26 protein-coding genes are annotated in these 25,973 nt (G+C 65.8%); 18 read left to right on the forward strand and 8 right to left on the reverse strand.

What is annotated here, in order from left to right:
* Positions 1 to 6: 6 nt before the first annotated feature.
* The 4 genes from IFT60_RS10210 to IFT60_RS10225 all read left to right on the forward strand — a co-directional run bounded on the left by IFT60_RS10210 (position 7) and on the right by IFT60_RS10225 (position 3,167).
* Positions 7 to 318: a hypothetical protein gene (locus tag IFT60_RS10210; protein WP_192051864.1), complete on the forward strand. Its 312-nt coding sequence runs from the start codon at positions 7 to 9 to the stop codon at positions 316 to 318.
* Positions 318 to 2,207: a DNA cytosine methyltransferase gene (locus IFT60_RS10215; RefSeq protein WP_192051865.1), complete on the forward strand. Its 1,890-nt coding sequence runs from the start codon at positions 318 to 320 to the stop codon at positions 2,205 to 2,207. Before IFT60_RS10210 ends, IFT60_RS10215 begins: the two co-directional genes overlap by 1 nt.
* Positions 2,208 to 2,225: 18 nt before the next feature.
* Positions 2,226 to 2,630 carry a hypothetical protein gene (locus IFT60_RS10220; protein WP_192051866.1) on the forward strand — a complete coding sequence of 135 codons (405 nt, stop codon included), beginning with the start codon at positions 2,226 to 2,228 and terminating at the stop codon, positions 2,628 to 2,630.
* A gap of 261 nt (positions 2,631 to 2,891) precedes the next feature.
* The gene (locus IFT60_RS10225) at positions 2,892 to 3,167 is read left to right on the forward strand and encodes a hypothetical protein (RefSeq protein WP_192051867.1); all 276 of its coding nucleotides are present in this window, start codon (positions 2,892 to 2,894) and stop codon (positions 3,165 to 3,167) included.
* 345 nt (positions 3,168 to 3,512) lie between these two features.
* On the opposite strand, the gene IFT60_RS10230 is transcribed toward IFT60_RS10225, so the two are convergent.
* On the reverse strand, positions 3,513 to 5,825 hold the full coding sequence (locus tag IFT60_RS10230) for a hybrid sensor histidine kinase/response regulator (RefSeq protein WP_192051868.1): 2,313 nt from the start codon (positions 5,823 to 5,825) through the stop codon (positions 3,513 to 3,515).
* Between the two features lie 223 nt (positions 5,826 to 6,048).
* Here IFT60_RS10230 and IFT60_RS10235 point away from each other — a divergent pair, with 223 nt between their 5' ends.
* The 10 genes from IFT60_RS10235 to IFT60_RS10280 all read left to right on the forward strand — a co-directional run bounded on the left by IFT60_RS10235 (position 6,049) and on the right by IFT60_RS10280 (position 15,112).
* The gene (locus tag IFT60_RS10235; RefSeq protein WP_192051869.1) at positions 6,049 to 8,016 is read left to right on the forward strand and encodes a peptidase U32 family protein; all 1,968 of its coding nucleotides are present in this window, start codon (positions 6,049 to 6,051) and stop codon (positions 8,014 to 8,016) included.
* Complete coding sequence (locus tag IFT60_RS10240; protein WP_192051870.1) at positions 8,013 to 9,323, forward strand: DUF1593 domain-containing protein; 1,311 nt, start codon at positions 8,013 to 8,015, stop codon at positions 9,321 to 9,323. Before IFT60_RS10235 ends, IFT60_RS10240 begins: the two co-directional genes overlap by 4 nt.
* Positions 9,324 to 9,517: 194 nt before the next feature.
* Positions 9,518 to 10,375, forward strand: a complete 858-nt coding sequence (locus tag IFT60_RS10245) for an urease accessory protein UreD (RefSeq protein ID WP_192051871.1) — start codon at positions 9,518 to 9,520, stop codon at positions 10,373 to 10,375.
* 16 nt (positions 10,376 to 10,391) lie between these two features.
* Positions 10,392 to 10,694, forward strand: coding sequence for an urease subunit gamma (locus IFT60_RS10250; RefSeq protein ID WP_192051872.1), 303 nt, complete (start codon positions 10,392 to 10,394; stop codon positions 10,692 to 10,694).
* A gap of 8 nt (positions 10,695 to 10,702) precedes the next feature.
* Positions 10,703 to 11,026: an urease subunit beta gene (locus tag IFT60_RS10255; RefSeq protein ID WP_192051873.1), complete on the forward strand. Its 324-nt coding sequence runs from the start codon at positions 10,703 to 10,705 to the stop codon at positions 11,024 to 11,026.
* A complete protein-coding gene (gene ureC, locus IFT60_RS10260; RefSeq protein ID WP_192051874.1) occupies positions 11,027 to 12,742 on the forward strand; it encodes an urease subunit alpha in 1,716 nt (571 codons plus the stop codon). It begins immediately after the preceding gene.
* A gap of 13 nt (positions 12,743 to 12,755) precedes the next feature.
* Positions 12,756 to 13,274 carry an urease accessory protein UreE gene (gene ureE / locus IFT60_RS10265; protein ID WP_192051875.1) on the forward strand — a complete coding sequence of 173 codons (519 nt, stop codon included), beginning with the start codon at positions 12,756 to 12,758 and terminating at the stop codon, positions 13,272 to 13,274.
* Positions 13,271 to 13,933: an urease accessory protein UreF gene (locus IFT60_RS10270; protein WP_192051876.1), complete on the forward strand. Its 663-nt coding sequence runs from the start codon at positions 13,271 to 13,273 to the stop codon at positions 13,931 to 13,933. Before ureE ends, IFT60_RS10270 begins: the two co-directional genes overlap by 4 nt.
* Positions 13,934 to 13,958: 25 nt before the next feature.
* On the forward strand, positions 13,959 to 14,591 hold the full coding sequence (gene ureG / locus IFT60_RS10275) for an urease accessory protein UreG (protein WP_192051877.1): 633 nt from the start codon (positions 13,959 to 13,961) through the stop codon (positions 14,589 to 14,591).
* The gene (locus tag IFT60_RS10280; protein WP_192051878.1) at positions 14,588 to 15,112 is read left to right on the forward strand and encodes a HupE/UreJ family protein; all 525 of its coding nucleotides are present in this window, start codon (positions 14,588 to 14,590) and stop codon (positions 15,110 to 15,112) included. The genes ureG and IFT60_RS10280 overlap by 4 nt, the downstream gene beginning before the upstream one ends.
* Before the next feature lie 40 nt (positions 15,113 to 15,152).
* On the opposite strand, the gene IFT60_RS10285 is transcribed toward IFT60_RS10280, so the two are convergent.
* The 3 genes from IFT60_RS10285 to IFT60_RS10295 all read right to left on the reverse strand — a co-directional run bounded on the left by IFT60_RS10285 (position 15,153) and on the right by IFT60_RS10295 (position 19,078).
* A complete protein-coding gene (locus IFT60_RS10285; RefSeq protein ID WP_374001121.1) occupies positions 15,153 to 16,502 on the reverse strand; it encodes an MFS transporter in 1,350 nt (449 codons plus the stop codon).
* Positions 16,503 to 16,539: 37 nt separating this feature from the next.
* Positions 16,540 to 17,616 carry a porin gene (locus IFT60_RS10290; protein ID WP_192051879.1) on the reverse strand — a complete coding sequence of 359 codons (1,077 nt, stop codon included), beginning with the start codon at positions 17,614 to 17,616 and terminating at the stop codon, positions 16,540 to 16,542.
* Positions 17,617 to 17,707: 91 nt separating this feature from the next.
* Positions 17,708 to 19,078 (reverse strand): enolase C-terminal domain-like protein, encoded by a 1,371-nt coding sequence (locus IFT60_RS10295; protein ID WP_192051880.1) that lies wholly within the window; start codon positions 19,076 to 19,078, stop codon positions 17,708 to 17,710.
* A 201-nt stretch (positions 19,079 to 19,279) separates the two neighbouring features.
* Between IFT60_RS10295 and IFT60_RS10300 the strand changes: the two genes are divergently transcribed.
* Together IFT60_RS10300 and IFT60_RS10305 are read left to right on the forward strand one after the other, a co-directional pair.
* Positions 19,280 to 20,008: a GntR family transcriptional regulator gene (locus IFT60_RS10300; protein WP_192051881.1), complete on the forward strand. Its 729-nt coding sequence runs from the start codon at positions 19,280 to 19,282 to the stop codon at positions 20,006 to 20,008.
* A gap of 133 nt (positions 20,009 to 20,141) precedes the next feature.
* Positions 20,142 to 22,004 (forward strand): phospholipase effector Tle1 domain-containing protein, encoded by a 1,863-nt coding sequence (locus IFT60_RS10305; protein WP_192051882.1) that lies wholly within the window; start codon positions 20,142 to 20,144, stop codon positions 22,002 to 22,004.
* A gap of 13 nt (positions 22,005 to 22,017) precedes the next feature.
* Here the strand turns inward: IFT60_RS10305 and IFT60_RS10310 are convergent, their stop codons facing one another.
* Together IFT60_RS10310 and IFT60_RS10315 are read right to left on the reverse strand one after the other, a co-directional pair.
* Positions 22,018 to 22,215, reverse strand: coding sequence for a hypothetical protein (locus tag IFT60_RS10310; protein ID WP_192051883.1), 198 nt, complete (start codon positions 22,213 to 22,215; stop codon positions 22,018 to 22,020).
* 22 nt (positions 22,216 to 22,237) lie between these two features.
* On the reverse strand, positions 22,238 to 22,642 hold the full coding sequence (locus IFT60_RS10315) for a hypothetical protein (RefSeq protein WP_192051884.1): 405 nt from the start codon (positions 22,640 to 22,642) through the stop codon (positions 22,238 to 22,240).
* 110 nt (positions 22,643 to 22,752) lie between these two features.
* On the opposite strand from IFT60_RS10315, the gene IFT60_RS10320 reads away from it, so the two are divergent.
* Entirely contained in the window at positions 22,753 to 23,424 is a 672-nt protein-coding gene (locus tag IFT60_RS10320) for an SOS response-associated peptidase (RefSeq protein ID WP_192051885.1), read from the forward strand.
* 34 nt (positions 23,425 to 23,458) lie between these two features.
* Here IFT60_RS10320 and IFT60_RS10325 read toward each other — a convergent pair whose 3' ends face one another.
* Both IFT60_RS10325 and IFT60_RS10330 read right to left on the reverse strand, forming a co-directional pair.
* Positions 23,459 to 23,626, reverse strand: coding sequence for a hypothetical protein (locus IFT60_RS10325; protein WP_192051886.1), 168 nt, complete (start codon positions 23,624 to 23,626; stop codon positions 23,459 to 23,461).
* A 517-nt stretch (positions 23,627 to 24,143) separates the two neighbouring features.
* On the reverse strand, positions 24,144 to 25,358 hold the full coding sequence (locus IFT60_RS10330) for a right-handed parallel beta-helix repeat-containing protein (RefSeq protein WP_192051887.1): 1,215 nt from the start codon (positions 25,356 to 25,358) through the stop codon (positions 24,144 to 24,146).
* Positions 25,359 to 25,597: 239 nt separating this feature from the next.
* Between IFT60_RS10330 and IFT60_RS10335 the strand changes: the two genes are divergently transcribed.
* On the forward strand, positions 25,598 to 25,957 hold the full coding sequence (locus tag IFT60_RS10335; RefSeq protein WP_229510779.1) for an Lcl C-terminal domain-containing protein: 360 nt from the start codon (positions 25,598 to 25,600) through the stop codon (positions 25,955 to 25,957).
* Positions 25,958 to 25,973 lie beyond the last annotated feature (16 nt).

Genomic DNA, 25,973 nt, shown 5'->3' on the forward strand with positions numbered 1-25,973 from the left:
CAGCCCATGAATGCACGCATTCCAACCACCCAGCCGGCCGCCCAGGAGCGCGAGGGCGTCGTGTTTGTCCTGCTGCCGCTGGACGAGCAGACCCGCATCATCCTCGGCCGCCCGAACTTCGCCTGCGTCCAGACGGCGCAGCGCATGCGCGAGCTGGGGCACAAGATCGAACGGCGCTCTGCCGACGAGCAGGCGGCCGTGCTTCACCTGCACCTGACCATGTACCAGAAGCACGGCGCCGCATGGCTCGAGCACACGCTCAAGTACCTAGAACAGGGCCAGCCGGTGGCCGCTGCTACTGAAGAGGCCGCGGCGTAATGAAGCGCGACGCCTTCACCTTCGACCTCGGCTTCGGCCCCGAACGCATCGCCGACAACTTCGCTGGCGGCGGCGGCGCCAGCGAGGCAATCCGCCAGGCATTCGGTCGCGATCCGGACATCGCCATCAACCACGATGGCGAGGCCCTGGCCATGCACGCCGCGAACCACCCGACCACGCGCCACCTCACCGAGGACGTCTTCCTGGTGGATCCGCTGCGCGAGCTCGGCGACGGCCCGCTCGGCGCGGTCTGGTTTTCCCCGACGTGCACTCACTTCTCGAAGGCGAAAGGCTTCAATATCCTCGACCAGAAGACGCGCGGCCTGGCGTGGGTCACGTACAAATGGGGCGTGCTGTTGGCGCCGCGCCTGATGTTCCTTGAGAACGTGGAAGAATTCCAGGGCTGGGGACCGCTGGACGATCACGGCCGGCCGATCAAGGCTCTGAAGGGCCGCACGTTCGAGGCGTTCGTGCTGGGCCTGACCACGGGCCTGCCGAAGGACCACCCCGACCTGCCGGAGATCGTCAAGACGCTGGGCCCGGACTTCCCGGTCGAGCGCATCATCGCCGGGCTGGGTTACAAGGTCGAGTGGCGCGTTCTGCGTGCATGCGACTTTGGCGCCGGCACCATCCGCAAGCGACTGTTCATGGTCATGCGCCGAGACGGCATCGCGATCCGCTGGCCAGAGCCGACGCATGGCGACCCGAACTCGCTGGGCGTCAAGTCGGGCAAGCTGCTGCCGTTCGTGACCGCCGCCGACTGCATCGACTGGTCGATCCCTTGCCGCTCGATCTTCGATCGCAAGAAGCCGCTGGCGGAAGCGACGCTGCGCCGTGTCGGGCGCGGGTTCGAGCGCTACGTCAAGAACGCGGCGCGGCCATATATCGTGGGCGCCGGAGGGCCAGCATACGCCGGCAAGCCAGCGACCATCGACAAGCCAATCGGTACGCTGACGACGGAGAATCATCGGTCAGTTGTTGTCCCGCACGTCACCAAGTTTTATGGCGGCAGTACTGGCCACGCTTGCGACGAACCACTGGCGACGATCACGTCCGGTGCCGGAGCCGCCCGGCCAGCTGGGGCCGCTCACAGTCTCGGGCTGGTCACGGCCTCGCTGGTCCAGTACTACAAGAGCGGTAGCCAGAACGTGCCGGCGGACCGGCCGATGCCTACCATCGTGACGAAGGACCGCGTCGGCGTTACCTGCGCCTACCTGGCGAAGCACTACAAGGGCGTGATCGGCGCCAGTGTCGAGCAGCCTACTCCGACCGTGACAACATCGGACCACACCTCGCTCATCACCGCGCACTTGGTGGGCATCGACAACCAGAGCAACGGCGCCCGCGACACATGGGACGTCGCCCAGCCGCTGAACACGATCGTGACCGAGAATCGCCATGCGGTCGTGACCAGCAACCTGGTGAAGCTGCGCGGCACCAGCACCGCAGCTGCCGTCGATGCGCCGCTGGGCGCCATCACAGCCGGCGGCCAGCATCACGCCGAGATGCGCACCACGCTCGCCCACCCTGGCCATACCGCTGCGCGACGTGAGTTGATCCGCGCTTTCCTTCGTGCGTACTGCCCGAGCCTGAAGGATGCCGAGTTCCCTGAACTGGTGACGATCGATGGCGTGGTCTATGAGGTGGTCGACATCGGCCTGCGCATGCTGGTGCCGCGCGAGCTGGCCAACGCGCAGGGCTTCCCGCGCAGCTACATCCTGGACCCGTTCTTCACGAAGATCTGCAAGCGCGGCCGCACCGTCACCCGGCGCCTCTCCGGCAGCGCGCAGGTGCGCATGATCGGCAACAGCGTGGCGCCGCCGCCGGCCGTCGCCGTCATCCGGGCCAACATCGCATACGAAGCCGAGCTGACGCGCTTGGCTGCCTGATACCACGAAAGACTGGAGATGAACGACATGACCCAACCAGGCGCCGAGAGCGTCCCTTTAATCGACGTCGACGTCCGCGCGCTGCTGTCGGAGATGACCACGTTTGGCGGCACGCTCGTCAGCGGCGATTATCTAGCCACTCGTGCTGCTGCATTGCTCGGAGTCCGAGCTACGCACTATCCGGTGCCGCGGTTCGCCGACTTGGACGCGGACACGATCGACCAGGCGATGGACCAGCAGCAAAACTCCGGTGCGTTGGACATGGCAGCGACACTGCAGGAGCGTGAGCACTTCGAGGCACAAATGCGCACCGAAGGCGTCGAGAACTTCATGCGGCGTCCGAGCGGCCGCTACGACAACATGGTGCTCGAGTGGCACTGGCTGGGATGGCGCGGCCGTGCGCGCGCAGGAGAAGCACCGTGAGCAGCCGAATCAGCAGCTGGGACCAGCGGCGTCTGGCGGCAGCATGCCTCAATCCGGGCGCGACGATGGGCCGGCACGCCGGCATCCAGCGTGAAAGTCCGGTGGGCGCCTACTCGCCGATGCGCAACTGCCAAGGCCCATGCCGCCGGCGCCGCTCGCATACGCAGTTTACCGGCGCGAACACGATGTGTAACCAGTGCGTGCTGCGAACGCCCAAAGCGTCAGAACCAGAATATAAGCGTGTTAAAGATGAGGAACGAAATGATGCATAACGACAGCGAACTGATCACACGGCTGGCCGCCGCACTGGCGCCAATGCTGCGGCCGCCCATCCCTGTCGAGATCGACCTTTGGGACATCGCCACGATCGCAGCCTTCCTGAAGCGCAGCGAGGCGGTCGTGCGCGAGCGCATGGCCTGCCTGCCTGACTTCCCCAAGGCGATTCGGCTACCGTCGACGAAGGCCGCGCGCGGCCAGGCCCTCTACCGCGCACGCGAGGTCATCGCGTGGGCCGCCGGGTACCAGGACAGGAACTGAATCAAGGCCGCTGCGAAGCGGCCTTTTCATTTAATTTATACCGTTCCTGTACAATGGACGAGTACGCACAGCGATGCTGAGATAGCGAAAAATGACTACGCATAATTTACGCATCGAACCTACAACCTACTGATTATAAACATGTTCTGTTTCCGGCTCGGGGCACCAACAGATATGCGCAGCGCCCCATTGGGCTACATGCAAGCCTTCCTGGACGGCCAAACCTGCTCATCGGTGAAGATGATGTGCAGTTCGTTCATCCATCCCTTCCAGTCATTCCAACGTCCGCCCCGCCTGGTTGCGGACCTGCCCGATACGCCTGATCACAACCCGAGCAGTCCTGAACTACGCCGTCTTGAAGTCCGCCAGGATGCCCAGCAGCTGTTTGATATCCACGGGCTTGACGAGGTGATGGTCAAATCCCGCAGCCCTGGTTTGCTCGCGATCCTTGTCCTGGCCATAGCCAGTCACGGCAATCAGCAAGGCATCGGCCGTTTCAGGAGAAGCACGCAGCCGCTTTGCGAGTTCGATGCCGTCCATCTCCGGCAAACCGATATCGAGGATGCACACCGGTGGCGCCTCCTGCCTGGCCCGTTCGAGTGCCCTGCGGGAGGAATGTTCGACCGTCACCTGATGGCCCGATGCGTCGAGCAGCATGGCGATCATCGATGCCGCATCGACGTTGTCGTCGACAACCAGGATCCGCAAGGGAGCAGTCTCCTGTACCGCCGCGCGATCGGTATGCGGCCGGTCGGGTTCGTCCCTGCTTTGCGCCCGGCGCGGGAGATAAACCGAGAACGTGCTTCCCTTACCCAGGCCGGGGCTGCGACAGCTGGCTCGGCCGCCGTGCAGTTCGGTCAGGCTCTTCACAAGCGCCAGGCCCAGGCCCAGGCCGCCTGACGAACGGTCGGGCGTGCGTTCGGCCTGCGCAAACAGGTCGAATGCGCGCGACGCCAGTCCGGGCTCCATGCCGATGCCATTGTCCTCGACCTCGATCGCGACATGGGCGGGGTGCACATCGACCCTCAATACAATGCTGCCGCCCTCGGGGGTGTACTTCGCGGCGTTGTTGAGGATGTTCGCAACGACCTGGACCAGGCGTTTCTTGTCGCCGCTGACCGTTGTCGTATCCGGCGGCAGGTGCAAGGCAAGACGATGTCGCCTCGACTGGATCAAGGGGGTGAGCTGCTCGACCGCATCCGCGACGACATGGCGAATGTCCAATGGCGCCAGTTCCAGGTCGACCAGCCCGCGCGTGAGCCGCGACACGTCGAGCAGGTCATCGACCAGGGCGGTCATATGGCGTACTTGCCGGCCGATGACCTGGCTGGTTTGGCGCACGCGTTGTTCATCCAGCGTCATGATCTGCAGGAGTTCCGCTGCCGCACCGATGGGCGCCAGCGGGTTGCGCAGTTCATGGGCAAGCATTGCCAGGAATTCGTCCTTCGCACGCGCGGCGGCATTCAGTTCGACGTTCAGTCTTTCGACATGGCTGCGCGACTCCACCTCGGTCGTGATATCGACTGCGATGACCATCAGCCCGGATACCTCCCCTGCCAGGGTGCGCAGGGGCGACAGGTTATAGGTGAAGTAGCGATCGTCCAGCGCCCCGCCATTGCGGTGTATCTGCACGAGCGTCGGCTCGGAGACGAAGGGCTCGCCGCTTCGAAACACCTCCTTGAATTTTTCGTGCACGGGTGAGCCCAGCAGTTCAGGGTAAACCTCGACAAAGGGTTTGTTGACCATCTTCTCCGCAGGCCGCCCGCTGACCGCCGCATACATCGAATTGACCAGGCGATAAACGAGGTTTTCCCCAAGCATGACAGCCGCACCCACCGGCGCGTCGAGCAACAACCTGTCGCGTTCAGCTTCCGTCATGCGACGGCGTGCTTCGCTCTCGATGCGCTGTTGGGCGGTCGCTATCAGCAGGCAAAACTGTTCACTGAAGATGCGATAGCGATCGTCCAGGGCGACTTCGGGAGATGGAATGAAGTCGATTGCCAGCCCAACGTCGATCCCGACATCGCGCGCCTTGGCGCGCACGTGGTGTGGCATCGGCCCTGCGACTGCGGCGGCATCGCGCTTCATCAGCTTGACGTCATGCAGATCGATGCGATTGCGTACGGCTGCACGCGCGCAAGCCGCCGCCAGCTGGTCGAACGTGGTTGCTTCAGCCAGATCGTTGCGTAGCACATCAAGCGTTTGCTGGCGGCGCGCCAGGAGGACTTGCTCGGTGATCTCGTTTGACAGTACCAGCACGCCCTGGACGATGTTGGCGTCGTCGCGAATGGGCGTCAACGAGTAGGTCCAATACGCTTCCTCGAGTTTGCCCTCGCGTTCGATGCTGAACGCAAATTCATCATACGTCCTGGATGTGGCGGTATGGAGAACGTCGTCCACGAACGGTTCGATCTTCGCCCACCCATGCTTCCAGGTGTCGGCAGCGGGCCGGCCGAGCGCGCTGCTCCCGCGCTTGCCGCACACACGGGGCGCATACGCATCGTTGTAAATCTGGAGGCGGTCCGGGCCCCACCATACGACCATGGGCTCGGCCGAATCGAGCATCAGGTCGACAATCACGCGCAGCCTGACGGGCCACCCCGTGGCTGGTCCGAGCGGCGTGGCTTCCCAGTCGAATTCCAGGATCGATTCACGCATTGACTCGGCAGGCACACCTGCGCCTTCGGACGTTGACCGTGACTGTGGCATTGGGGAAGACGTTGGCATGGTCGGACTTTTCTCTGGCGCGGATGCAGCATTGTACCGATCAATGCGTCGATCCTTGCGCCACCAGGCCGCAGCAGAAATCAGAGCAGGCCTACCGAGACAAGCCAGGATAGCAAAGCTATAATTCCCCGTCTCCGTCGACGAGGAACGCGCCATGTCTCTGCTTGACCACCAGCTCGAATTGCTGTCGCCCGCCAAAACCGCCGAGATCGGCCGCGAGGCGATCCTGCATGGCGCCGACGCCGTGTACATCGGCGGCCCCGCCTTCGGCGCGCGCCACAATGCCAGCAATTCGCTGGAAGACATCGCCGCCCTGGCGCAGTTCGCGCACCGCTACCGCGCGCGCATCTTCGTGACGATGAACACGATCATGCACGACGCCGAACTCGACCTGGCGCGCCAGCAGGTCTGGCAGCTGTACGAGGCCGGCGTCGATGCGCTGATCGTGCAGGACATGGGACTGCTGGAACTCGACCTGCCGCCGATCCAGCTGCACGCCAGCACCCAGTGCGACATCCGCAGCGTCGAGAAAGCGAAGTTCCTCGGCGACGCCGGCTTTTCCCAGCTGGTGCTGGCGCGCGAGCTGACGGTCGAGCAGATCCGCGCCATCCGCGCGCAAGTCGATACGCCGCTCGAATACTTCATCCATGGCGCGCTGTGCGTGGCGTTTTCCGGTCAGTGCTACATCTCGCATGCGGACACGGGGCGCAGCGCCAACCGCGGCGACTGTTCGCAGGCTTGCCGCCTGCCGTACACGCTGACCGACGCCAAGGGCGGCGTCGTCGCCTACGACAAGCACCTGCTGTCGATGAAGGACAACGACCAGAGCCGCAACCTGGAAGCGCTGATCGATGCCGGCATCCGTTCGTTCAAGATCGAGGGCCGCTACAAGGACATGGGCTATGTGAAGAACATCACGGCCCACTACCGCCTGCTGCTCGACGAGATCCTGGAACGGCGTCCCGGCTTTGTACGCGCCGCCAGCGGGCACACGCAGATCTTCTTCACGCCCGACGTCGACAAGAACTTCAATCGCGGCCATACCGACTATTTCGCCCAGGGCCGCCAGGAAGACATCGGCGCCTTCGATTCGCCCAAGTACCTGGGCGTGGAAGTCGGCGCCATTACCAAGGTTGGCCTCGACCACGTCGACATCATGACCGATACGGCGCTGGCCAACGGCGACGGCTTGAACTACATGAACAAGCGCAGCAGCGTCGGCATCGGCGTCAACACCGTGCAGAAGCTGGGCGAGAGCGACGAGGGCCAGCGCTGGCGCGTGTTTCCAAACGAGCCGGTCAGCGCCCTGCCCGGCCTGAAGCCCGGCACCCGCGTCCACCGCAACCGCGACCACGGCTGGGAAGCGGCGCTGGCCAAGCGCTCGGCCGAGCGCAAGGTGGCGCTACACCTGAGCCTGGCGGAGACCGACGGCGGCCTGGCGCTGACCCTGCGCGACGAGGACGGCATCGAGACGGTGACGACCGCGCGGCTGGCCCTGCAGGGCGCGCACAACGCCGAGCAGGCCGACGCGGCGCTGCGCACCAGCCTGACCAAACTGGGCAACACGATGTTCGAGGCCGATGGCATCGCCGTGAACCTGTCGCAGCCGTGGTTCGTGCCGGCCGCCGCCATCAACGGCTTGCGCCGCGACGCCGTGGCGGCGCACGAGGCGGCGAGATTGGCCGCATGGGAGCGGCCAGAACGCAAGGCACCGCTTGAACCGCCCGCCGTCTATCCGGCCACCCAGCTGTCCTACCTGGCCAACGTCTACAACGACAAGGCGCGCGCCTTTTACCGCAAGCACGGCGTGGGCCTGATCGACGCGGCTTACGAAGCGCACCAGGAACCAGGCGAGGTGTCGCTGATGATCACCAAGCACTGCCTGCGCTTCTCGTTCAACCTGTGCCCGAAACAGGCCAAGGGCGTGCAGGGCGTGCAAGGCCAGGTGCGCGCCGAACCGATGACCTTGACCTCGGGCGAGGACACCTACACGCTGCGCTTCGACTGCAAGCCGTGCGAGATGCACGTGGTCGGGGCGATGAAGCCTGGCATCCTGCGCGCGCCGCCGCCGTCGGCCGTGCCCTACAGCCCGCTCACCTTTCACCGCCGGCGGCCGGCGTGAAGGGACTGAACAGACGCCGTCTCCTCGCCTCGTTCCTCGCTGCCGCGCTACTACCGGCATGCGCGCTGCTCCCTGCGGCCGCGGCGGGACCCGTCAAGCCGCGCGTCATCGTCTCGACCGACATCGGCGGCACCGACTTCGACGATTTCCAATCGCTGGTGCACCTGCTCGTGTATGCCGACGCGATCGACCTGGAAGGCTTGATCGCCTCGCCCTGGGGTGAAGGCCGCGACCGCAAACGCCATCTGCTGGCCATCATCGACGCCTACGAGAAGGATTACCCGAACCTCAAGACCTGGTCGCGCGACTATCCCACGCCCGCCACCCTGCGCAGCATCTCGAAGCAAGGTGGCCTCGACCTCGCACCGCCGCCCGGCTGGAGCCAGCCGACCGAAGGCTCGAACTGGATCATCGCCAATGCACGCCGCGACGATCCGCGTCCGCTGTGGGTCTTGCTGTGGGGCGGCTTCGAAGACCTGGCGCAGGCGCTGCACGACGCCCCCGACATCAAGCCGAAGCTGCGCGTCTACATGATCGGCGGCCCGAACAAGAAATGGTCGAACGCGGCCTACGATTACCTGGCGCGCGAGCACGCCGACCTCTGGATCATCGAAAACAATGCGACTTACCGCGGCTGGTTTGCCGGTGGCCAGCAGTCGGGCGACCTGGGGAATACGGCCTTTGTCGCGCGCCACGTCAAGGGTGTCGGGGCACTGGGCGACTACTTCGCCGGCATCGCGCCCCAGGTGAAAATGGGCGACACGCCTGCCCTCGCCTATGTGCTGGGTGCGAACCCGGAAGTCCCCGGGGCCACCGTGGGATGGGGCGGACAGTTTGTGCGGGCCTGGGACCGTCCGCATTCCGTGTTCACCGCGCCGCCTTCCCAGGACACCATCGTCGAGACCTTCGCCATCATGGAACTGGTCTACCGGCCGGTCGGCACGGCGCCGGCCGCGCCGCATGCCAGCCTCGTCATCGACAAGCAGCGCTTCCCCGGCTTCGCGCAGCCCGACGGTTCCTGGCGCTTCCTGTTCTCGCCCAAGGAAGACAAGGCCTGGACCTACCGGATCGCCAGCAACCACCCGGGACTCGACGGCCAGGCCGGCGCCTTCACCTCGCGCATGGCGCGCCCGGAGCTGGCGACACAACCGTCGAGCAGGTATCCGAACTGGTGGACCGACGATCCCGATCCGGCGCTGCGCGAAGGCCCGCACCAGGGCGCGAAGACGATCAGCCGCTGGCGCGAACAGTTCCTGCGCGACTTCGCGGCGCGCCTGCGCCGGACGCAAGCGCCTGCTCCTCGATGAGGGACGACGCCGGATAGTTTTGGGGGCGCCGACAACGGTGCACCCGGATCGCGCGCCGCACCAATATCGATCGCGGGCGACGCCATCGGCCAGGTTCGCCCAAACCCGGTGCGCGCATCCGCCCATCGCCGGTGCGCAGCCCCTGCAAGCCGCACATGCCCAGTCGTGGCACGGAACGTGCTGTGTACCTGGTCATGCGAGATGAAGCGACCGCCACTACACACTCCCCTGCCGGCTGGCTGGCCAGGCTGGAACTGGACGTCGTCTTCGAAGGCGGCGCCAGCATCGTCGGGCGCAACCGCCACCAGGGTCCGCTGCGCGTGCAAAAGCCGCTCTACCCGGAAGGCGCGCAGACCGTCCATGCGATCGTGGTGCACCCGCCGGGCGGCATCCGCGCCGGCGACCGGCTCGAGATCGCCGTCAGCGTCGGACCAGGGGCGCACGCATTCCTGACCTCGCCGGGCGCGACCAAATGGTATCGCAGCGATGACGAAGATAATGGCGACGGCGCCGCCTGCCAGTCGGTACAGTTGGCGGCCGGCGACGGCGCCGCGCTCGAGTGGATGCCGCAAGAGACCATCTACTTCAACGGCGCGCGCGCCGTGCAGCGCCATACCGTGCACCTCGGCGCCGCGGCGCGCTATATCGGCTGCGAGGTGATGTGCTTCGCGCGCCAGGCCAGCGGCGAGCGCTTCGAGCGTGGCCGCTTGCGTCTTCACTCCGAGATCTGGTGCGCCGGCCAGCTGCTGTGGTACGAACAGGCGTGCATCGATGCCGGCTCGGAGGCCCTCGATGGCCCGTTCGGACTCGATGGCGCGAGCGTGTGCGCCACCCTGACCGCCGTCGGGCCACCCCTTTCCGCCGCCCTGCAGGCGCAGGTGCGCGCGCTCGATCCGGCGCTCGGCGCCAGCCAGCTCAAGTCGGTCTTCATCGCGCGCCTGCTGTGCGGCGACAGCGAACATGCGCGCGCCGTGATGACGCGCGCGTGGCAACTGCTGCGCCCGCACCTGCTGGGCCGCCCCGCCATCCTGCCCCGCATCTGGGCCACCTGACCTTGCCCGCACCGCCATGGACCTGACACCACGAGAAAAAGACAAGCTGCTGATCTTCACCGCCGCACTGCTGGCCGAACGCCGCCGCGCGCGCGGGTTGAAGCTGAACTATCCAGAAGCGGTGGCGCTGATCTCGGCCGCCATCATGGAAGGCGCGCGCGACGGCCGCAGCGTCGCCGAGCTGATGTACGAAGGCACACAGGTGCTGGCGCGCGCCGACGTGATGGCGGGCGTGGCGGAGATGATCCCGGATATCCAGGTCGAAGCGACCTTCCCGGACGGCAGCAAGCTGGTCACCGTCCATCACCCGATCGTTTGAGGCCCTCCATGACTCCTGGCGAATACATCCTGCGCGAGGACGACATCGTCCTGAATGCCGGCCGCCCGACGTGCACGCTGCGCGTGGCCAACGGCGGCGACCGCCCGGTGCAGGTCGGCTCGCACTTCCACTTCGCCGAGGTCAACGCGGCGCTGCGCTTCGACCGCGCCGCCGCCCTGGGCATGCGCCTGGACATCGCCGCCGGCACGGCGGTGCGCTTCGAACCCGGCCAGCACCGCACCGTGCAACTGGTGGCGCTGGCCGGCGCGCGCGCAGTATATGGCTTCAACGGCCAGGTGATGGGCGCCCTGCCGCCGCTGGAGGACAACTGAATGGCCACCATCAGCCGCCGCGCTTATGCCGAGATGTATGGCCCGACAACCGGCGACCGCATCCGCCTGGCCGACACCGAACTGTTCATCGAGATCGAACACGACCATGCCGCCGCCCACTACGGCGAAGAGGTGAAATTCGGCGGCGGCAAGGTGATCCGCGACGGCATGGGCCAGTCGCAGCGGCTGCACGCCGAGGTCATGGATACCGTCATCACGAATGCCGTCATCGTCGACCACTCGGGCATCGTCAAAGCCGACATCGGCCTCAAGGATGGGCGCATCGCCGCCATCGGCAAGGCCGGCAATCCCGACATCCAGCCCGGCGTGACGATGACGATCGGCGCGGCGACGGAAATCATCGCCGGCGAAGGCAATATCGTCACCGCGGGCGGCGTCGACACCCACATCCATTTCATCTGCCCGCAACAGATCGAGGAAGCGCTGACCAGCGGGGTCACCACCATGATCGGCGGCGGCACCGGACCGGCCGTGGGCACGGCGGCCACCACCTGCACGCCGGGGCCCTGGCATATCCATTCGATGCTGATGGCGGCCGAGGCCTTCCCGATGAACCTGGGCTTCCTCGGCAAGGGCAATGCGAGCCTGCCGGGTCCTCTCGAAGAACAGATCCGGGCCGGCGTGGTGGGCCTCAAATTGCACGAAGACTGGGGCAGCACGCCGCAGGCGATCGACAACTGCCTGGCGGTGGCCGAGCGCTTCGACGTGCAGGTGGCCCTGCACTCGGACACGCTCAACGAAGCCGGCTTTCTGCAAACCACGCTGGGCGCGTTCAAGGGCCGCACCATCCACACCTTCCATACCGAAGGCGCGGGCGGCGGCCATGCGCCCGACATCATCGCGGCGGTCGGCGAGAGCAATGTCCTGCCCTCGTCGACCAACCCGACCCGCCCCTACACCGTCAACACGCTCGACGAGCACCTCGACATGCTGATGGTCTGCCACCACCTCGACGCCGCCATCGCCGAGGACGTCGCATTCGCCGAATCGCGCATCCGCCGCGAGACCATCGCCGCCGAAGACATCCTGCACGACCTGGGCGCGATCTCGATGATGTCGTCGGATTCGCAGGCGATGGGCCGCGTCGGCGAAGTCATCATGCGCACCTGGCAGACGGCGCACAAGATGAAGGTGCAGCGCGGCCACCTGCTTGAGCCGAATAAGCCCGCCGCCAGCCACGACAACTTCCGCGTCAAACGCTACATCGCGAAATACACGATCAATCCGGCCATCACCCACGGCATCGCCCACGTGGTGGGCTCGATCGAAGTCGGCAAGCTGGCCGACCTGGTGGTCTGGAAGCCGGCCTTTTTCGGCGCCAAGCCGTCGATGATCCTCAAATCCGGCATGATCGCGATGGCGCAGATGGGCGACCCCAACGCCTCGATCCCGACGCCGCAGCCGGTACATTACCGGCCCATGTTCGGCGCCTTTGGCGGCGCCCTGAAAAAATCCGTCACCTTCGTCTCGCAGGCCGCCTTCGACGACGGCATCGCGGCGCGCCTGCAACTGGCCAAAACCGTGCTGCCGATCCGGGCCACACGCACGCTCTCGAAGACCGACATGATCCATAACGGCGCCACGCCGACGATGCAGGTCGACCCGGAAACCTACGAGGTGCGCGCCGACGGCCAGCTGCTGACCTGCGAACCGGCCACCGAGCTGCCGCTGGCGCAGCGCTACTTCCTGTTTTAGTGAGGACAAACCGATGATCACCCTGCACACCCGTGTCGATGCGGCCGACCATGTCACCGACGAGGTAGTACTGGCCTACGACCAGCGCGAACGCTGCCGGCTGCGGCTGACCCTCGCCTCGGGCGCGACGGCGGCATTGTTCCTGCCGCGCGGCTCGACCCTGCGCGACGGCGACCTGCTCACCGGTCCCGAAGGCGCGGTGGTGCGCGTGCGCGCGGCGCTGGAGGCGACCTACCGCATCGGCGCGCACGATCCGCAGGCGCTGGTGCGCTGCGCTTTCCACCTCGGCAACCGCCACGGCCAGGTGCAGATCGGCGCCGACCACCTGCGCATCCGCGCCGATCCGGTATTGCGCGACATGCTCACGGGCCTGGGCGCCACCGTGACCGAAGAACAGGCGCCGTTTCATCCGGAACCGGGGGCGTATGGTGGCGGCCATGGCCACAGCCACGGGGATGCGCCGCGTCACCTGCTCGCTCCCGTGCCGCTGCGCCAGAAGATCCACCGCCCCGGCGACGTGGAGCGTGCGTGAAGGCGACCGCCTTGCTGCACCTGCTGCAGCTGGCCAGCCCCGCGCTGCCGGTCGGCGCCTACAGCTATTCGCAGGGGCTGGAAACGGCGATCGAAGCGGGCCGCGTGCGCTGCCCCGCTACGGCCGAACGCTACCTGGTGCGCCAGCTGGGCGACGTGCAGGCGCCATGGGACGGCGCCGTGTTCTGGCGCCTGCTGGCCGCTTGCGCCGCTGGCGACAATGCGGCGTTCGCGCAGTGGAATGCGCGTTACCTGGCCTCGCGCGACAGCGCCGAGCTGCGTGCGGAAACGGTGCAGATGGGCTTTTCGCTGACCCGGCTGCTGCTTGAGCTGGACCTGGTTCCACCCGCCGCACCAAGCGACATCTGCTTCCCTGCCGCGCTGGCGCAGGCGGTGCACGCACTGCGGGTGCCGCACGAGGAAGCGCTGCTGGCGCTGCTGTTCTCGTGGGCCGAGAACCAGGTGCTGGTGTGCGTGAAGTCGATCCCGCTCGGCCAGGTGGCCGGACAGCGCCTGCTGCTGGCGCTGCGCCCCGCCATTGAAGCGGCGGCCGTGCAGGCGCGCGCGCTGCCTGATGACGAACTATCGAGCTGGGCGCCGGGATTGGCCCGGCTGTCCATGGCCCACGAAGTCCAGAGCGGCCGGCTGTACCGGTCGTGAATAAGGTGAAAAGAAAGGAACCAGCATGCAATCGAATCCCTTACGCGTCGGCATAGGCGGCCCGGTCGGGTCGGGCAAGACGGCGCTGTGCGAACAGCTGTGCCGGGCGATGCGCGACGACCACGACATGGCCGTCATCACCAACGACATCTATACGCGCGAAGACATGGAGATCCTGCTGCGCGCCGGCGCGCTGGCGCCCGAGCGCCTGATGGGGGTCGAGACCGGCGGCTGTCCGCACACGGCGATCCGCGAAGACGCTTCGATCAACCTCGAAGCCATCGCCCGCCTGCAAGCCGACTTTCCCGCGCTCGAACTGATCCTGGTCGAGTCGGGCGGCGACAACCTGGCGGCGACCTTCAGCCCGGAACTGTCCGATCTCACCCTGTACGTGATCGACGTGGCGGGCGGCGAAAAGATTCCGCGCAAGGGCGGTCCCGGCATCACGCGCTCGGACCTCCTGATCATCAATAAGACCGACCTGGCGCCGCACGTGGGCGCCAACCTCGACGTCATGGCCGCCGACGCGCGCCGCCAGCGCGGCGAGCGGCCCTTCGTCTTTACCAATTTGCGCACCGGCGCCGGCGTGGACGAGGTGATCGCCTTTATCCGCGAACAGGGGCTGCTGGACGCCGCCAGAGAGGAGCACGCAGCATGAAGCACTGGACCACCCTGATACTGTTGATGTCCGCCGGCGGCGCCTGGGCGCATCCCGGCCACGCCGACGGCGGCTTTGCGAATGGCTTGCTGCACCCCTTGCTCGGGCTGGACCACTGGCTGGCGATGCTGGGGCTGGGCCTGTGGAGCCGCGCCGCCGCTGTCCCACGCCGGGCGCTGGCGACGGTCGGCATCGCACTGGCGGTGGGTGCTTTTGCGCCCTTGACGCTGCCCGCGGTGGAGCCGCTGCTGGCGGCCAGCGTGCTGGTTGCCGGCCTGATGGGTCTCGGCGCCGGGCGCCTGCCTGCGGCTGTGGGCCTGGCCCTGGCAGCCGCCTTCAGCCTGGTGCACGGCAATGCGCATGGTCACGAAATGGCCGGCGTTAGCGCTGCGGCCGGCGCGATCTGCATGAGCATGGGCCTGATGGGCCTGGGCTGGCTGGCGGGTCGCCAACCCGCCCTGCGGCGGGTGGCGCCGGCACTGGTCGCGCTGGCCGGCGCCGGCATGCTGGCGATCGGTTAAGAGGAAGCGGTGTGCCCCTGCGTGGCGCACACCGCGTGGTTCAGCTGGCAACCGGCGCCAGCGTCCCCGGCTTGTCCTTCTTCGGCCGCGTACGGGCGAACAGGACCAGCAGAGCACCCAGCAGCGAGGCGCTGGCCAGGCCGTACAGGCCGCCCTGGATCGAACCGGTACGCTGCTCCAGCATGCCGAAGGCGGTCGGGGCGACGAAACCGCCCAGGTTGCCCAGCGAGTTGATCAGCGCGATCACGCCGGCGGCGATGCGCGCGTCGAGGTAGGACTGCGGGATCGGCCAGAACAACGAGGACGCCGCCTTGAAGCCGATCGCGGCGAAGCAGACCGAGACGAAGCCATACACCGGGTTGCCGGTCGAGGCCGAGGCGAACATGCCGACGCCGGCGACGACGAAGGCGGACGCCGCCCAGGCCTGCTGGTGCTTGTAGCGCTGCGCCAGCGCGGCGAAGATGTACATGGCGACGATCGAGATAATCCACGGCACCGAATTGAACAGGCCGACCTGGAATTCGCTGAACTGCCCCATCTTCTTGATCATGGTCGGCAGCCAGAAGGTGGCGCCGTAGATGGTCAGCGAGATCATGAAGTAGATCAGGCAGAACAGCACGATCTGCGGGTCGCGCAGCAGGCGCATGCTGCCGCCCTTGGCGCCACTTGTCCCCAGCTCGGCTTCACGCTCCTTCTGCTCGGCGGCGATTTCATCCGTCAGCGCGTCGCGTTCCGCATGGGTCAGCCACTTGGCGTCGCGCGGATCGGAGTCGAGCAGGAACCAGACCACGCCGCACAGCAGCACCGAGAACATGCCCTCGATGATGAACATCCACTGCCAGCCGTGCAGGCCCATGCCGCTCAGCTGCAGCAGGCCGCCGGTGATCGGGCCGGACAGGATCGACGCCGCGGCCGAACCGCTGAGGAAGATCGCCATTGCACGGCCCCGCTCGGCGCGCGGCAGCCAGCGCGTGAAATAGTAGACCACGCCGGGGAAGAAGCCGGCTTCGGCCACGCCCAGCAGGAAGCGCAGCGCGTAGAACGAGTTTTCGCCCTGGACGAAGGCCATGGCGGTGGCCGCCAGGCCCCAGGTGAACATGATGCGGGTCAGCCAGGCCTTGGCGCCGAAGCGCTGCAGCATCAGGTTGGACGGCACCTCGAACAAGGCATAGCCGATGAAGAACAGGCCGGCGCCAAAGCCAAAGGCGGCCGGCCCGATACCGAGGTCGGCCTCCAGGTGCGGCCGCACAAAACCGATGTTCACCCGGTCGATGTAGTTCGCGATGAACATGATGACGAACAGCGGCAGGATGCGCCATTTGACCTTGCTGACCGCCTGCGCCAGCAAGGGATTGAGCGCGCGCTCGGGGGTTGCGTGTGTCTTCTGCACGATCTTCTCCTAACTCTCTATATTATTTACGCAGCCATTAAAACGTATGGCGCATGCACAGATTGACGGCGCGGTCGCCGCTGCCGCCGTCGCTGGCGTTGCCGAGCGTGTAGCTCGCGCCATTCTCGTTGCGCATGCGCGCGTAGACCAGGTACACGTCCGTGCGGCGCGACAGATTGTAGCGATAGCCCAGAGCGACCTGATCGGCGTCCTGGTTGGCTTGCTCCTTGTCGTTCTTGTGGATCCACGAAGCCAGCAGCGTGTGCGCGCCCAGCGGAACGGTCACCCCAAGCAGGGCGTCGGTGCTGTCGCGCGTGACCGCGGCGGCCGTCGGCGCGACCGCATAGCCGTACGGATTGTTGGCATTGCGCAGCGTCGAGCTGAGCGGGCCCTTGTTGACGCCATACGCCAGCGAGAACTTGGCCATCTGCGCCGTGTACGTCGCGGCCAGCAGCGTGTTGCGTGCGCTCGCCAGCGTGGTGGTGGCGGTGTCGTTGCTCTTGTTATGGTAAGCGAGGCGCAGCGCCAGCGGACCGGCGCCGTAGGCCACGACCAGCCCGCGCGAACGTCCGGCCGACAGGTTGCCCGCCACTTCACCGGCGGCATAAGCCAGTTCGGTGCTGAAGCCGTTCCAGGCCGGGCTGGCGTACTTGACGCTGTTGTCCATGCGGCCGCCGTTCGAGACCGCGTTGATCAGGTTCTTCTCGTCGGCCGAGGTGCCGCTGCTGAACGGGTCGGCGAACACCGCCGCGAGGTAATGCGGCGCGTACTGGCGCCCGAAGGTGACAGTGCCGAGCGCGCGGCTGGACAGGCCCACAAAGGCCTGGCGCCCGAACAGCACGCCGCCCTGCCCCGAGTTACCGGTATCAAGCCCGATACCGCTCTCGAGCAGGAACAGGGCGCTGTTGCCGCCGCCCAAGTCTTCGGTGCCCTTGAAACCGAGGCGCGAACCGGAAGCGATGCCGCCGGTGACCTTGGTGGTCGCGCCGGCCTTGTTGCCGCCTTCGAAAGACAGGCCGGCGTCGGCCACGCCATACATCGTCACGCTCGATTGGGCCCAGGCGGATTGGGCGAACAGGGTCAGCGCAGCGGCTGCCAGGTGTTTCGTGTGCAAAGGTGTCTCCTTGATGTCGCAGTACGGGTGATGCAGTGCGAGGGTGCGGGCGGCATGCCCATCCCTCGTCTGATATAGGTGCTACGCTGGCTCAGCGGCCCATGGCCGGGCGCTTCGGATCGTAGGTCCAGCCGGGCACCAGGTAACGCATCGCCATGGCGTCGTCGCGGGCGCCGCCAGCGACGCGCTTGTACAGTTCGTTGGCCGCCATGATGCGGTCCATGTCCGGCTCGATGCCCAGGCCCGGACGGTCCGGCACCGCCACCTGGCCGCCGACGATCTGCAGCGGCTCTTTCGTCAGGCGCTCCTCGCCTTCCTGCCAGATCCAGTGGGTGTCGATGGCGGTGATGGCGCCCGGCGCCGCCGCCGCGCAATGGGTGAACATCGCCAGCGAGACGTCGAAGTGGTTGTTCGAATGCGAACCCCAGGTCAGGCCCCAGTCGTGGCACAGCTGCGCCAGGCGCACCGAACCCTGCATGGTCCAGAAGTGCGGGTCGGCCAGCGGGATGTCGACCGCGCCGAGCAGGTGCGAATGGGCCATCTGGCGCCAGTCGGTGGCGACCATGTTGGTGGCCGTGCGGATGCCGGTGGCGCGCTTGAACTCGGCCATGATCTCGCGGCCCGAGTAACCGTTCTCGGGACCGCACGGGTCTTCGGCATAAGCCAGGATGTCGCCCTTACCGCGGCAGGCGGCGATGGCTTCGTCCAGGGTCCAGGCGCCGTTCGGGTCGAGCGTCGCGCGCGCATCCGGGAAGCGCGCCTTGATCGCCGCCACCGCCGCCACCTCTTCTTCCGGACGCATCACGCCGCCCTTGAGCTTGAAGTCGCGGAAGCCGTACTTGTCGACGCTGGCCGCGGCCAGATCGGCGATCGCCTCGGGCGTCAGCGCCTCCTCGTGGCGCATGCCGTACCAGCCCGACTTGCCCGCGCCCGAGAGATACGGCAGGTCGGTGCGCGCACGATCGCCGATGTAGAACAGGTAGGCGAGCATCGGCACGTGGCTGCGCTGCTGGCCGGCGCCGAGCAGCTCGCACAGCGGCACGCCCAGGTGCTGGCCGAGCAGGTCGAGCAGCGCGGCTTCGACCGCGGTGACCACGTTTTCCAGGCGCAGGTTGATTTCGTGCGGCTGCTTGAGCACTGCTTCCTCGGCGGCATTGGTCACCTGGTGATTGGCCTTGCCGGCGATCGCCTCGCGCATCGCGTTCAGGGTGCGGTTGTAGCGCCCGATCTCGGTGCCGGTCACGAGCGGCACCGCGCGCTGCAGGGTGCTCAGGATGCCGGCCGAGCCGGGCACCTCGCCCATGCCGGTGTTGCCGGCGCTGTCCTTCAGCAACACCAGGATGCGGGTGAAGTACGGCGCATGGGCGCCGCACAGGTTGAGCAGCATGCTGTCGTGGCCCGCGACGGGGATGACCTGCATGTCGACGATGGTGGGAGTGTTTGATGGGCGCATAAAGGTCATGTAAAGTGACTGGGATCCTAGGTAACGGACCCGAGTGTAAATGAACTTTTGCAATTGCGCTATTGAATTTAGTTTGTTCAGAAACAGGGACGCACTTCTTCCCTGCCTCAGGTCGAACCTGCCGACGCGGCGCTTCACCTGTCTTCAGCGGCTGATCACCATGCTAGAATCGGCACCCACCTTTAGTGAGTTTTTCACAACATGAATCTCGACAGCCTGTCCGCCTCGTTCCGTCTCGACCGCTCGCGCAGTGCGGCTTCCCAGGTGTACGAGCACCTGCGCGAGTTGATCGTGACGCTGGCGCTGGCACCGGGCACGCCGCTGTCGCGCACGCAGGTGGCCGAAGCGCTCGACCTGTCGCCGATGCCTGTGCGCGACGCCCTGTCGCGGCTGGAGAAGGAGGGACTGGTGGAGATTTTCCCGCAACACCTGACCCGCGTGCGCGCCATCGACGTGGATGCGGCGCGCCAGATGCACGTGCTGCGCCTGTCGGTCGAGCTGGAAATCGTGAATGGCCTGGCCACGGCGGCCAATCCGGAGATCGTGAAATTGCTGCAGGCCGCGCTGACCAAGCAGCGCGCCTGCCTGGCGGCGGACGATCTCGGCGGCTTCATCCTGTTCGACCAGGAGTTCCACCGCACCATGTACAAGGCCGCCCAGCTGATGAGCGTCTGGCACATGATCCGCGGCGCCAGCGGCAACCTCGACCGTCTGCGGCGCCTGCACGTGCCGATGAACGGCAAGGCCCAGGCCGTGCTGGAAGAGCATGCCGGGATCGTGACGGCGATCGGCGCGGGCGACCCGGCCGCCGCCCAGGCCTGGGTACGGCGCCATTTATCCGGCACCCTGGCCGAGCTGGATAGCCTGCGCGCACGCTATCCGGATTACATGTTGCCGATGTCGGACTTTGGCGAGCGTGCTTTGGCTTGAGGGGCTGGCTTGAGGCACGGCCTGGGGACCTCGGCTCGCCTATTGAGAAAACAACACCGCCGACTGTGCCGCTTTAGTCTCCACCGATTCAGGCGTAGAGTGACCCAAGCCATACTCTCAGCGCGGGGGTCACATGAATACCAGCGACAGCGCGGCAGCCGGGTCCGACACGGCGCCGCCGCGCCAGATCGTCGTCTGCTGCGACGGCACCAACAACACGCTGACCGGCGGCGCCCATGACACCAACGTCCTGAAAGTCATCGGCCAGCTGGCGCCGGAGGCGCACAACCAGCTCGTCTATTACGACCCGGGCGTGGGCTCGCCCGACCAGTTGCCGCCGCTGGGCGCCTGGAACGAACTGGTGCGGCGCAAGGAACGCATCGCGGGCCTGGCGCAGGGCAAGGGCATCTACGAGAACATCGCCGAGGCGTATTCCTTCCTGGTCGAACACTACGAGCCGGGCGACCAGATCTACATTTTCGGCTTTTCGCGCGGCGCCTTCACGGCGCGCTGCGTGGCCGGCATGGTCAACCTGTTCGGCATCGTCAGGGCCGACAGCAAGCCGCTGATCCTGACGCTGATCCGCGTCTACTTCTCCACCCCAAGCGAAGGCGGCAAGGAACAGGGCCGCTCCTGGGGCGCCATCCGCGCCAGGCAGGCCGAGGAGAATCGCCTGGCGAACCAGGCGCTGGCGCGCGCGACCGGGATGGCGTCCGGGAACGTGAGCGACAGCGCGCTTGCCACCTATTTCGCGCGCAAGAAAAACCGCAAGAGCACGCAGCGCGAAGTCGCGCAGCAGGTCCGCGCGGACTTCACCTCGGAGCATGGCAGGACCGCGGCGATCCACTTCATCGGCGTCTGGGACACGGTCGAATCGGTCGGCATCCCACTGCTGTCGCGGCGCAAGATCACGCGCGACGGCACGACGCGCACGAAAAACGGCTTCCGCCACATCCGCCATGCGCTGTCGCTCGACGAACAGCGCTTCAGTTTCGAACCGCGCCTGTATTGGGATGAGGACTATACGATCGAGGCGGACGATCCGGCGCAGGCGCGTTCGCTGCGCCAGCGCTGGTTCCCGGGTGTGCACAGCGATGTCGGCGGCGGCTACGACATCCACGAATCGGGGCTGTCGGACGAGGCATTTCGCTGGATGATGAACGAGGCCGTTGCGCGCGGCCTGCGCGTCGACCCGGGGGCGCAGGCCGCGCCGTCGAAGCGATACATCGCCCACGATACCGGTTACGACACGCCCTGGTGGGGTCTTGCCGGCCTCAGGGTGCGCACCAACGTCACCCACGTCGAGGGCGGCAGGAAGCGCAGGACCCGGGTCATCCTCGACGAGGCGGCGCGCGACCCGCAGGCGCGGATCTACTCGGTCTGGAAAAGCGGCGCCGTACTGAAAAGCGCGCGCTTGCGCTGGGCCCTGGCCTGCGCCTGCCTGTTGTACCTGCTGTGCGGCTGGTTTGGCCACCGGGCGCTTGGAGGCGGCGACGGCGCCGGCCTGTTCGAGCGAATCCGCCAGGGAGCGGACGGCTTCGACGCCTGGCAACGCGGCTTTTTCCCGGCTTGCGCGGCCAGTTGGCCGCCGCGCTGTCCGCCGTCGCTGGCGTCACCCGAGTACGCGACCTGGGCCAGCATCGCCGATTTCGCTTTCATTGCCGCATACGGCTGGCTGCTCGGCCTGTGTGCGACCTGGGCGTTCAGGCAGATGGCGGCGTCCAGGCGCCCGCAGGACGAGGTAGCGCCGGTCTTCATGCTGGGCATGGCGCCGCTGGTGGCCGTCGCCGCCGACATCCTGGAAAACCTGCTCACCCTGCTGACGCTGTGGGCCATGTCATGGAACCCCGACTGGCCGGCAGCCGTATCGGGCGGGCTGCTGCTGGTCGCCAACCTGGTCAAATGGGCGGGCTTCACAGGTAGCCTGTTGCTCATCGCCTGCGGCATCTTTGCCAGCACCAGCATGCGTCCCGCGCCGGCGCCGTCGCGCACCTGAGCAAGCCCCCGTGCTAGCTGCCCTGGTAGATCAGCACCGCGACCGCTGCCGCACCGACGGCCAGCAAGCCGAACAGGAAATAGCGCATCGCCGTGGCAAGGCCGGTGACCGCCTTGTCGGCATCCTTGCTGAGCATGCCGCGCTTGCGGCCGGAATTCATCAGCATCGCAATGAAGATGAAGCTGAAGAACAGGAGGAGGACGAATTTCATGGCGCGGGCTGTCAGGTAAACATCAGGTGCGGGCCAGCACCAGGCTGAGGGCAACGATGGCCAGTACGCCGGCGCCGGCGGCGGTAAAGCCGACCAGGGTCAGGCGCTCGCGCGCGGCCTGCAGTTTCGCCACCAGTTGCGCGTTCTGGTCGGCCAGTTCCGCGATCAGCTTCGATGCTTCGCGTACCTGCCCCTGCAGCTGCGAAATCGCGATGTCCTGGCGCTCGACCTGGGTCGCGATTAGCGCAATGCCATCGTCGAGCGGCATGTGCGCCACCGTTTCGTCGAATTCCGTATCCGGCATCGTCACGCCCTTGCGCCCGACGGTATCCCACAGCCGGCGCGCGCTGTTCGCCACTTGCGGCGCCGCCGCGAGGACCTCGCTCCACGGCACGGACTTCAATACTCTCAACCAGGCTCCCGCCATATGCTCTCTCCTTTACTTGTCGTTTGTACAGCATAGCATTTCCGGCGCCCTGCCTTGACCAGCCAGTGGGACCCAATCGTGCGGCCTGCATTTTGCAGTACCATGGTTCCATGTGTGGACGATTTGACCAAAGCCAAACGGCACGATACTACGCGAGCGTCTTCGGCTGGGCCGACGCCGTGTACGACAGCGAATCGACGCCGGCCTATAACGTGCCGCCCGGGACGTATCGCCCCGTCATGCACATCCAGGACGGCGAGCGCCGCATTGACGACGTATTCTGGAGTTACCGCGCTAAATGGGCGGAAGGCAAACTGCCGATTTCCATCAACGCCCGCCTCGACAAGCTGACCAACCGCTACTGGAGCCGGCTATTGAAGAACGGCCGCGCCATCGTACCCGCTGACGGCTGGTACGAGTGGACCGGCGAAAAAGGGAAAAAGCAGCCCTGGCACATCCACCGCAAGGACCGTGCACCCCTGTACATGCTGGCGCTGGCGAATTTCGGCACCTTTACCGAGAACCGCGCCGAAGCCGGCTTCGTGCTCGTCACCGACGATGCCGCCGAAGGCATGCTCGACATCCACGACCGGCGCCCGGTCGTGCTCGAGGCCGCGGATGCCGCAGTCTGGCTCGACCCCGCCATCAATCCCGAGCAGGCGCTCGAACTGGCGCGCCAGGCGGCGCTGCCCCCGGACGCGTTCGAGTGGTTCAAGGTCACGCCGCAAGTGAACCGCGCGAATGCCGACAGCCCGGAGATGGCGCTGCCGATGCAGGAATAGCGCAGCGGGAATAGCTCAGAACAAGCACCTGCGCTTATTCGAGGATCGACAGCAGCGCCACCAGACCCAACGACATGGCGATCAGCACGCCGGCGCGGCTGCGCAGGCGCTGGCCGCGTTCGACGACGCGCTTGGCGATCTTGCGGCTCGGACGGACGCCGTTGTTGCCCACGTCGGGCTTCGACTCATGTTGCGTGTTCATCTCTACGATATCCATTTGGTAAATCCTGAAAGCTGGAAAATGCAGGACAGTGAAGCTGCACTGCGTGGCACTGGATCGGGAGGCTCGGGTACGACGCGCGGCGTCGGCCGAGCTCAGGCAAGCGGGGCGGGAAACCCTGGGCTTTCGCGACGCGCGCTTGGACGGGCAGAAAGAAATGCGGCGCAGGCAGGCGCCGTGCCATTGAAGGACGTGAAACCGGACGACTCGTGATGCGCGGTGCGTAACATTCCAGGGACCGTGTTCAACTGCTATCGAGAATGCTGGCTCCTGCCGGGCGTCTTGTGGACGCCGCTCCCGACTCGCAACATAAAAATTTATTCTACACCAAGCTTTCTACTGTTCAGTACGTATTTGCAATGAGTGTTTGCGTTAAATCAACGCAGCTAAGTTTGATCTAAGTTTTGCCGTGCGAATCGTTGCGCACATGACCCAAATGCAAAAAACCCCGCGCGCCTTGCGGCTGCGCGGGGTTGTTCAAGCCGGAGCCTGAAGGGTGTCAGTGCTGGTATGCACCGATATCGAAACCGGTCGATGCGTTACGCGCCTTGCCATCGATGTCGGTCGGGTGGGCATAGGTCGCGATACCGCGGCCGATTACCGGCGAGCTCGCGCTCGGCTTGAAGTTCGGCATTGCGGCGGTGCGCGAGTAGCCGGCCAGCAGCGGGTCCGAGCTGATGGTCGCAGTGTGCTTCAGGCCATTGCGCAGCTGCCAGTCGTAGGTCGTGTTCTTGAACACCAGGTTGTTCTTGTAGGTGTTGCCGGTGCCGGTCTTGCCCTGCTCGGAAATGCCGTACTTGTTGTCGTACACGATGTTGTTGTGCACGGCGACGTTGTTGGCGCCGGCGCTGGTGAAGTAGAAATCGCCGCCACCGACGATGATGCCGAACACCGACGAGCTCACCGTGTTGTTGGTGATTTTCACGTTGGTGGCGTCGTGCCAGAGGTGAATCGCCGCCGAACCGACGCGGTAGACCACGTTGTTCTTGATCGAGCCCGAGGTCGACACGTAGATGCCCTGGACGTAGGTGCAGCCGGCAGGGCCGATGTCGTGCACGGTGTTGCCGATGACGTCGGTCATGACGCCCTTATAGTAGCTGTCGACACCGATGGCCGAACCGCCGGCGCTGCTGCAGGCGATCGTGTTGGCGGTGTGGTGCACGTGGTTGCCTTCGATGACGTTGTACGAACCGCCGGTGTAGATGCCCAGCGTCCACTTGGTGCCCTTCTGGATCCTGGTGCCGTCGACTTCGAAACCGATGATGCTGACGTAGTTGCCGCGGTTGTCCCAGGCGGTCTTGTTGGCCGAGTTCGCAGGCGGGACGATCTTGGCGCCCCACTTGGTGGTCGAGACCCAATAGATGCGGCCGGCGGCGGTGCCATTGCCGGTCGTCTTGAAGCCACCTTCGTAGGTGCCGGGAGCGACGAACACAGTCGTGTTTGCCTTGACGGCAGCTTTTGCTGCGCGTGCCAGCGTCTTGAATGGTGCTGCTTTCGTGCCGGCGGCGGTGTCGGAACCGTTTGGCGCCACGTAGTAATTGTTGGCGGTTGTCGGCAGCGTGGCAGCGGACATGGTGCCCGGGGTAGCGCTCAGGCTGTCGTAACCCGACAGGGCAACCGAAGCAGACGTTTGTGCGCTGGCGCCGGCAGCGGCAAAGGAAGCGATCAAGAGGATGGCGGCGGTACGGACTGCGTTCGTGGCTTGCATTTTCATTGAGAAATTTCCTGAAATAAAAAGTGAATACGTAACCTTTGAGGGCAGGAAACTTCCTTAGTTCAACTTTTCCGCAAATAAATTTTTTTGGAGTATCAAACAGTTAAAACAGTTATTCCTCGCGAAATCGAACAGAACCATGATCCATGTCGTGTTTGGGGCGGCAACTAAAGCGACGAGGTGCCGGTCGAATCTGTATCAACAGATACCGACGCGCGAGGACACCGATGGGCATCTATATGCAACTACGAGACACGCTGAAGGAAGGCGAACACTACGCCGGCATCATCCTGGGCAAGGGCGGCGACCCCGACCACCACCTGATCCTGCTGCCGGGAGACGCGGCCGACGTCGGCTGGCCCGGCGCCCTCGAATGGACGGCCGCGCAAGGCGGCGAGCTACCGAACCGGCGCGAACTGTCGCTGCTGTTCGCGAACTTGCGCGAGCAGTTCGAGCGCGAGTGGTACTGGTCGTCCGAACCGCACGAAACGCGTTCACAACTGGTCTGGGGCGAAAACTTCGCCAGCGGCATCCAGACCGTGTACGGGCGGCCTTTCCGCGGGCACGCGCGGGCGGTCAGGCGTGTGTTGATCGAATAAGGGAGGCGCGGCGCAG

Source organism: Massilia sp. CFBP 13721 (assembly GCF_014842025.1).
Lineage (GTDB): Bacteria > Pseudomonadota > Gammaproteobacteria > Burkholderiales > Burkholderiaceae_D > Telluria.

Excerpts from the sequence above, each read along its gene's own strand:
- IFT60_RS10210 (WP_192051864.1), top strand. The coding sequence starts at position 7 with ATGAATGCACGCATTCCAACCACCCAGCCGGCCGCCCAGGAGCGCGAG.
- IFT60_RS10215 (WP_192051865.1), top strand. The coding sequence starts at position 318 with ATGAAGCGCGACGCCTTCACCTTCGACCTCGGCTTCGGCCCCGAACGC.
- IFT60_RS10220 (WP_192051866.1), top strand. The coding sequence starts at position 2,226 with ATGAACGACATGACCCAACCAGGCGCCGAGAGCGTCCCTTTAATCGAC.
- IFT60_RS10225 (WP_192051867.1), top strand. The coding sequence starts at position 2,892 with ATGATGCATAACGACAGCGAACTGATCACACGGCTGGCCGCCGCACTG.
- IFT60_RS10230 (WP_192051868.1), bottom strand. The coding sequence starts at position 5,825 with ATGCGTGAATCGATCCTGGAATTCGACTGGGAAGCCACGCCGCTCGGA.
- IFT60_RS10235 (WP_192051869.1), top strand. The coding sequence starts at position 6,049 with ATGTCTCTGCTTGACCACCAGCTCGAATTGCTGTCGCCCGCCAAAACC.
- IFT60_RS10245 (WP_192051871.1), top strand. The coding sequence starts at position 9,518 with ATGCGAGATGAAGCGACCGCCACTACACACTCCCCTGCCGGCTGGCTG.
- IFT60_RS10250 (WP_192051872.1), top strand. The coding sequence starts at position 10,392 with ATGGACCTGACACCACGAGAAAAAGACAAGCTGCTGATCTTCACCGCC.
- IFT60_RS10255 (WP_192051873.1), top strand. The coding sequence starts at position 10,703 with ATGACTCCTGGCGAATACATCCTGCGCGAGGACGACATCGTCCTGAAT.
- ureC (WP_192051874.1), top strand. The coding sequence starts at position 11,027 with ATGGCCACCATCAGCCGCCGCGCTTATGCCGAGATGTATGGCCCGACA.
- ureE (WP_192051875.1), top strand. The coding sequence starts at position 12,756 with ATGATCACCCTGCACACCCGTGTCGATGCGGCCGACCATGTCACCGAC.
- ureG (WP_192051877.1), top strand. The coding sequence starts at position 13,959 with ATGCAATCGAATCCCTTACGCGTCGGCATAGGCGGCCCGGTCGGGTCG.
- IFT60_RS10280 (WP_192051878.1), top strand. The coding sequence starts at position 14,588 with ATGAAGCACTGGACCACCCTGATACTGTTGATGTCCGCCGGCGGCGCC.
- IFT60_RS10295 (WP_192051880.1), bottom strand. The coding sequence starts at position 19,078 with ATGACCTTTATGCGCCCATCAAACACTCCCACCATCGTCGACATGCAG.
- IFT60_RS10300 (WP_192051881.1), top strand. The coding sequence starts at position 19,280 with ATGAATCTCGACAGCCTGTCCGCCTCGTTCCGTCTCGACCGCTCGCGC.
- IFT60_RS10305 (WP_192051882.1), top strand. The coding sequence starts at position 20,142 with ATGAATACCAGCGACAGCGCGGCAGCCGGGTCCGACACGGCGCCGCCG.
- IFT60_RS10310 (WP_192051883.1), bottom strand. The coding sequence starts at position 22,215 with ATGAAATTCGTCCTCCTCCTGTTCTTCAGCTTCATCTTCATTGCGATG.
- IFT60_RS10315 (WP_192051884.1), bottom strand. The coding sequence starts at position 22,642 with ATGGCGGGAGCCTGGTTGAGAGTATTGAAGTCCGTGCCGTGGAGCGAG.
- IFT60_RS10320 (WP_192051885.1), top strand. The coding sequence starts at position 22,753 with ATGTGTGGACGATTTGACCAAAGCCAAACGGCACGATACTACGCGAGC.
- IFT60_RS10325 (WP_192051886.1), bottom strand. The coding sequence starts at position 23,626 with ATGAACACGCAACATGAGTCGAAGCCCGACGTGGGCAACAACGGCGTC.
- IFT60_RS10330 (WP_192051887.1), bottom strand. The coding sequence starts at position 25,358 with ATGAAAATGCAAGCCACGAACGCAGTCCGTACCGCCGCCATCCTCTTG.
- IFT60_RS10335 (WP_229510779.1), top strand. The coding sequence starts at position 25,598 with ATGCAACTACGAGACACGCTGAAGGAAGGCGAACACTACGCCGGCATC.